Annotated in this window: 9 protein-coding genes; 8 read left to right on the forward strand and 1 reads right to left on the reverse strand. The window is 37.6% G+C overall.

Annotated features, from left to right (window positions below):
* The first annotated feature begins 519 nt into the window (after positions 1-519).
* From gspG to gspN, 8 genes are read left to right on the forward strand one after another with little or no spacing between them, the layout of a single operon-like run.
* A complete protein-coding gene (gene gspG, locus UMU13_RS11730) occupies positions 520-966 on the forward strand; it encodes a type II secretion system major pseudopilin GspG (RefSeq protein ID WP_328219320.1) in 447 nt (148 codons plus the stop codon).
* Entirely contained in the window at positions 935-1,411 is a 477-nt protein-coding gene (locus tag UMU13_RS11735; RefSeq protein WP_328219321.1) for a prepilin-type N-terminal cleavage/methylation domain-containing protein, read from the forward strand. Before gspG ends, UMU13_RS11735 begins: the two co-directional genes overlap by 32 nt.
* Positions 1,401-1,739, forward strand: a complete 339-nt coding sequence (locus UMU13_RS11740) for a prepilin-type N-terminal cleavage/methylation domain-containing protein (RefSeq protein WP_273265719.1) — start codon at positions 1,401-1,403, stop codon at positions 1,737-1,739. Before UMU13_RS11735 ends, UMU13_RS11740 begins: the two co-directional genes overlap by 11 nt.
* Positions 1,726-2,244, forward strand: a complete 519-nt coding sequence (locus UMU13_RS11745) for a prepilin-type N-terminal cleavage/methylation domain-containing protein (RefSeq protein WP_328219322.1) — start codon at positions 1,726-1,728, stop codon at positions 2,242-2,244. The genes UMU13_RS11740 and UMU13_RS11745 overlap by 14 nt, the downstream gene beginning before the upstream one ends.
* Positions 2,234-3,175, forward strand: coding sequence for a general secretion pathway protein GspK (locus UMU13_RS11750; RefSeq protein ID WP_328219324.1), 942 nt, complete (start codon positions 2,234-2,236; stop codon positions 3,173-3,175). Before UMU13_RS11745 ends, UMU13_RS11750 begins: the two co-directional genes overlap by 11 nt.
* 56 nt (positions 3,176-3,231) lie before the next feature.
* A complete protein-coding gene (locus UMU13_RS11755) occupies positions 3,232-4,245 on the forward strand; it encodes a hypothetical protein (protein ID WP_328219327.1) in 1,014 nt (337 codons plus the stop codon).
* Complete coding sequence (locus tag UMU13_RS11760; protein WP_328219329.1) at positions 4,242-4,718, forward strand: hypothetical protein; 477 nt, start codon at positions 4,242-4,244, stop codon at positions 4,716-4,718. The genes UMU13_RS11755 and UMU13_RS11760 overlap by 4 nt, the downstream gene beginning before the upstream one ends.
* On the forward strand, positions 4,718-5,449 hold the full coding sequence (gene gspN / locus UMU13_RS11765) for a type II secretion system protein GspN (RefSeq protein WP_328219330.1): 732 nt from the start codon (positions 4,718-4,720) through the stop codon (positions 5,447-5,449). Before UMU13_RS11760 ends, gspN begins: the two co-directional genes overlap by 1 nt.
* Positions 5,450-5,512: 63 nt before the next feature.
* Here the strand turns inward: gspN and UMU13_RS11770 are convergent.
* On the reverse strand, positions 5,513-5,753 hold a 241-nt coding region (locus UMU13_RS11770), incomplete at its 5' end, for a hypothetical protein (RefSeq protein WP_328219332.1).

The following is a 5,753-nucleotide window of genomic DNA, read 5'->3' on the forward strand; positions in this document are numbered from 1 at the left end:
AAGTTGATAAGGCAGGCATTTGGTGTATTGAAAAGTGGCAAACCGTATGATCCGGATCATGCAAATAATTTAACTTTGGTTGCAAAAAATGCTTGACTTTTAACACGGAACATTTCGACCGGAGCGGAGCGGAGAGATCTCTGATGTTGTTTGACCAAAGTACCCCCTCTTGCATCTCCCCCTAATCCAGGGGGAGAAGTGAAGTCCCTTCCCCTAAGTTAGGGGAAGGCCAGGATGGGGTATGAAAAAAGTTTTACCAAAGAGACCTCTCCACTTCGGTCGAGGTGACAACTACCTATATACTGTCATTTCTACCGGAGCGCAGCGGAGCGGAGAAATCTATATTTCTGTTTGACAAAAAGTACCCCCTCTTGCACCTCCCCCTATACCAGGGGGAGATAAGTTATAATGAATTTATTAGTAACTTTTCAGTCATATTATAGTGAAATGATTTACGGGGTTTACTCTTTTCAAATTTTGATATACTTATAAATTCTATAATGAAAGGAGGAGAGTTCAATGGAAAGCAGTAAAAGAAAAAATGCAGGCTTCACTTTGATTGAAATAATGGTGGTGGTCGTAATACTTGGTATACTTGCAACTTTTCTTGTGCCCAAAATCATCAACAGGCCGGACGAAGCCAGAATTACCAAGGTAAAAAACGACATCAAAGCCATCGAATCGGCATTAAAACTTTATAAAATTGATAACGGATTTTATCCCACAACCGAGCAGGGGCTTTCCGCACTGATAGAAAAACCCGATATGGAGCCTATACCGAGAAACTGGAAAAAGGGCGGTTATCTTAATACTGAGGAAGCTCCAAAAGATGCGTGGGGTAACAAATATATCTACCGCTCACCAGGCTCAGACGGAAGGGATTATGTAATAATTTCCTACGGTGCCGACGGCAAAGAGGGAGGAGACGGAATGAATGCCGATATCAAGAGTTATGACCTTCAATAAACTGAAAAAAGAAATTTTGCACACTAACAACAATGCATTCACTCTGCTTGAGATTATAATCGTAATAACTATTATAGGTATCGGTGTCATAACAATGACTCCTCAGATGATGAGGAGCACCGTTGAACAGGACAAAACCGTTGAATTTTTCAATAAAACGCTAAAACAGGCACTCAAAGAAAGCAGAGAGCAACAGGCACCCGTCAGCATAAAAGGATTCAAAGCCTCGGATAATCTCATCACAGTTTCAGGAGAAAGAACGGAAATTCCCGGCATTTCAGCAGTCAACAATGCTGAAATCAATGATTCAAACGCATATGGTACAGAATATGAAATTACCGTATTTCCCAACGGAATCTGTGATTACTTCAAGCTTACCTTTCAGGACGGAAGCTACGTGGAATCCTCGCCTTTGCTGCTGAAAGTGAATAAATATGATTCTTAAAAACAAAGGTTTTACACTTCTGGAAATTTTAGTGGCTCTGGCAATTCTTTCCATAAGTATGCTGGCCCTGTACAACCTTCTTAATTTCTCTCTCGATCTGCACAGTTATTCAAAAAGCAGAACAAGCCTTGTGGGCAAAGGATATGAAATCGTCTTAAAACGGCTGAACTTTGATGAAAATATTAACAGTGTAAAAAATGAATATGACAATATAACTATTACCCTGGAGCAGCAAATCACCCTAATCCCTGATATCCAGGAAAATTATCTCACTGTGGAAAACAAAGAAAGCAGTGTAACTTACAGGTATTTTAATGAAACTAAATAGCGGTTTTACATTAATAGAGCTCCTTATAGCACTTTTGATTTCTTCGTTTGTAATAATGGGAACTTACTCTCTTTTGGATTCAACAATAAATGCCAGAGAATATTTCAGTTCACAGCAGAACTACCAAAAAATATACAAGAGTCTTTATCAGTTGATAAACGATGACATCATTTCATCAGCAGATAAACAGATACGTGTACAGAAATCGCCCATGGATGACAATTCGGAAGTCAGTTTCCACACACAGAACAGCCTGTATTTTAATCAGAGTATGGGGGTTGACGTCAGTTATTATGTGGATGATGACGGCTGGTTAGTAAGAGAAGAAAACCATAAGATACTGGAAAATCCGATGATTATCAAACTCATAAACAATGTCAACTCATTCACAGTCCGGGCTTATAATGGAAATGAATACAGCGAGCGCAGTTTCGAGACAAAGCTTCTGAAATTCAATATCGATATAAACGGCAGAAAATACGAGGTAGTTACCGGTGCGTTTTAAATTGAGAAACGGAATAAACAGAAAAGGGACAGTGGTAATTTTTGTTCTGTTTGTAATAGCTTTTGCCTCCTCTATTATTATCAACCTCAGCGAGAGGTCGGTTAACAGCTATGAAGAAGTGAACGACGTATACCTCATGAACCAAGCCTATATTTACGGCAAAACAGCTGTTAAAATAGTCAAAAATCTCATTGAAGATGATGATTTCAAGGAAGACTCCAGGGATGACGACTGGTTTAATATACCGATGTATCCGCTTCAAAAAGGTTATATTTCCATTAAAATCACCCCTCTCAACAGCAAAATAAATATAAACGATATAAACAGCAGTAATGACAACCTTTCCAAAAGAACGTCTTCAGCCTGGGACAGTCTGATGCAGGAGTATGAGTTCAACGACACAGAAACCACCTCAGATTTCTTAAAAGACTGGATAGACAATGACACAAAAATTTCCCCAACAGGCATAGAGCTCGAACGCTACGACTATCTGGGCAATACATATCAAACAAAAAATGAAAAGCTAAGCACTCTAACTGAATTAACGCTTATAAATAAAGAATTATACCCTGCGATGAAAAATCACTTTACAGTTATTGCCGAAGATAAGCAGATTAATATTAATTTTGTAAACGAAAATACACTGAAATACTATCTGCCCGAACTGGAATTCTATGCTGAAGATATCATAGATTACCGTAAATTTAACGATTACACAGACGTTTCCCAGATAAGAAAGGCAGCCCCGATACCCGACGACCTTTATGTAAAGATGGTGCCTTTTCTTACAGTAAAAAGTTCCAACTTTTATATTAAAATTAACGTTCATCTTTCAGAAAAAGATTTTTACTACCACGCCCTATTGAAAAGAAATCAAAATAATGCTAAAGTCACTAAGTTTTTTAAAGGTACAAATAAAGATTACTTTTAAATGTTTTTATTTTTAGATTTGCAGTTGCACCAAGAAATTATTCACACGAGGAAACGATGGCAAAAGCTTTGAAAGATATACTGTATGTTCATAAAAACGATATTTATCTTTTGAAAAATAATGAGTATGAAAAATTCGATGAGGTGCAGATTGATAACCTAAAGAATTATGACGTTCTCCTGGATGATGATTATTTTGTTTTTGAAAGTATCGACATTAATGTATCAAGCAAGAAAAAGACAAAACGTATTATTGAAAACTATCTGATAACAACCTATCCGAAAGATCTGGTAGCCACTCATTACTACTGCAGAATGCATAATTTTGTCATGATAGCTATCCCCAAAAAAACTCTTCACAATTTTATGCAGGAGAATGCCGATTTTTTAAAGAATGCAAAAAATATAAGCACCCCCCTTCTGGAAACAATATATTCAAACAGCGGTAAATATATCTACAAAACCGACGGTGTGTTATATGAAGTCACAGATAACGGAATAGCAATCATTCCCGGCAAGAGTTATGAGGAAGACGAAGTACTCCATAAGGAGAATTTGATAGGGAATATAAACAACCTGTCATCAAAACTGAATATTTTTGAAAATACGGGGAACATATATTACCTGAAACAATTGGCTCCTGTTTTAATTGTATTGATTATTTCCTACGGACTGTTTGTTACAGGGGAAAGTTTTCAGTACATGAAATACAGCAGTATCTTAAACAGCGTACGCTCCGATCTTCAGGCAATTTACAGCAACGCCGGCGTAGCCGACGCAGCTGATCCTTACGGTATGCTGCTCTACAAGGCCAAAGGAAGCCCCAATGAAGCTAAAACATTAATCAGCAATCTTCTGGAAAAACTCAGTCAATCAATACCAGCAAGCACCACCGTTGTTTCCATGAACTATAAAACCGGAGAACTTAAAATCAACGGAGAAGCCAAGGACCTGAAAACGTTGGAAGATATAGAAAGCAGTCTCTCAAACAATCTTGACAAAAGTGCTCAAATTATCAATACGAATAAGGACGGCGAAATAATCAAATTTTCAATACGGGTCAGTTTATGAAACAGCTAATCAATAATAACAGAGAAACTTTACTTTATTTTACCATAGCTGCAGGAGCGGTCTTTCTTCTCTTTTACTGGACTCATTTATTTTTTCAGAGCAAAATTGAGTCAATGAAGAATGAAACTGAGACAGTTCAGGAAAAAGTGGTGGAAGCCGAACAGCTGCTCAAGTTAATGCGAAGCAGCGATTCTACGGAAAGCAGACTTAATTCCGGACTGCTGACTTTCGTTCAGAACATGGGAAAATCCCTCAATATCGAAAACAAAATTATTTCGGTAAAACCCAAATCTTCATCACAATTTAACGAAGCGGTTACACTGAAAATTGAAAGTCTTAATCTGAATGAAATTTTAAATATTATTAAGCGGGTTGACAAATTTTCAAACCTTATAGTCACCAATTTATCAATAAGTAAGCGATACGATAATCCCAAGCTGGCAAACATGGCAATTGATATAGGGAAACAATAATGAAAAAAACAATTTTGGTTTCGATAATAACTTTTATTTTCAGTTTCTTCATTTTCACACTGTTTCTTTTCCCGTATGACACCGTTGTAAAATACTTCCTTAATAACGCCATAAACCAAAACAGAATACCTGTTGATTATTCTCAAATCCAATCGTCACCTTTCGGGACTACCATAAAAAATATTGAATATTTTTACAAAAATAAACTATCCCTTGGGACTCTTAAAATAGATTATTCGCCATTAAGCATTATTACAAAATCTATATCTGCTCACACAGCAGACAGCCCTTTGGATGTAACGGCCGTATATAACGGCAAAACAGTTGATATAAAAGTAAACCAGACAGTCTCGGAAATAGCCCGGCTGGTTCCGCAAGTGGAGGAATATGTTAAGAAGGGTGAAATCAGAGCTGAAGGCCGGATTAACCCGGCAAAAATGCAGGGTAAAGCGGATATAGTTTTATCAAATCTGTCTGTGGCAACACCTGTTTTCCCCAGCCTGAATTTCCGGAAAATAACCGCCGGTTTAACATTGAACAAAAACAGGCTCAAAATTGAAAAAGTTCAGTCATCAGGGGAAAATAAGATATCCTTAAACGGAATTGTTTATCTTAATTACAACAGTCTTTACAATTCTAACGTCAATCTGAATGGCAATATCGATATCTCGGGGATGAAAAGAGATTTCAAGGTATCCGGCAGATTAATCTCTCCAAGGGTAAACTTCTGAAAGTCACTTAAAAAGTGAATTAGTCAAATAGTGAGGTGGAGAAGTTGGGAAGTAGTAAAAATGTCATTCCAACCGAAGCGGAGAGGTCTGTCTCGAACAAGCCTGAGATTTCTCCTCACCGACTATCGCAGCCTGACAACAATAACCACCTGTAAAGCTTTTAAACGTTGAGCTAATCGCTGGTTGAGACGCAGAGGGAAGACCTTTGAATAATGTATTCTTATAAATTTTACCACCCCTTAATCCCCTCCTAACTCTTTGATAGGAGGGGAGATAAAACTCCTCCCCTAATTTAGGGGAGGTT

The organism is Flexistipes sp. (assembly GCF_036172515.1).
GTDB lineage: Bacteria > Chrysiogenota > Deferribacteres > Deferribacterales > Flexistipitaceae > Flexistipes.

Bases quoted from the DNA above. Each gene is read 5' to 3' on its own strand.
- gspG (WP_328219320.1), top strand. From the start codon at position 520: ATGGAAAGCAGTAAAAGAAAAAATGCAGGCTTCACTTTGATTGAAATA.
- UMU13_RS11735 (WP_328219321.1), top strand. From the start codon at position 935: ATGCCGATATCAAGAGTTATGACCTTCAATAAACTGAAAAAAGAAATT.
- UMU13_RS11740 (WP_273265719.1), top strand. From the start codon at position 1,401: ATGATTCTTAAAAACAAAGGTTTTACACTTCTGGAAATTTTAGTGGCT.
- UMU13_RS11745 (WP_328219322.1), top strand. From the start codon at position 1,726: ATGAAACTAAATAGCGGTTTTACATTAATAGAGCTCCTTATAGCACTT.
- UMU13_RS11755 (WP_328219327.1), top strand. From the start codon at position 3,232: ATGGCAAAAGCTTTGAAAGATATACTGTATGTTCATAAAAACGATATT.
- UMU13_RS11760 (WP_328219329.1), top strand. From the start codon at position 4,242: ATGAAACAGCTAATCAATAATAACAGAGAAACTTTACTTTATTTTACC.
- gspN (WP_328219330.1), top strand. From the start codon at position 4,718: ATGAAAAAAACAATTTTGGTTTCGATAATAACTTTTATTTTCAGTTTC.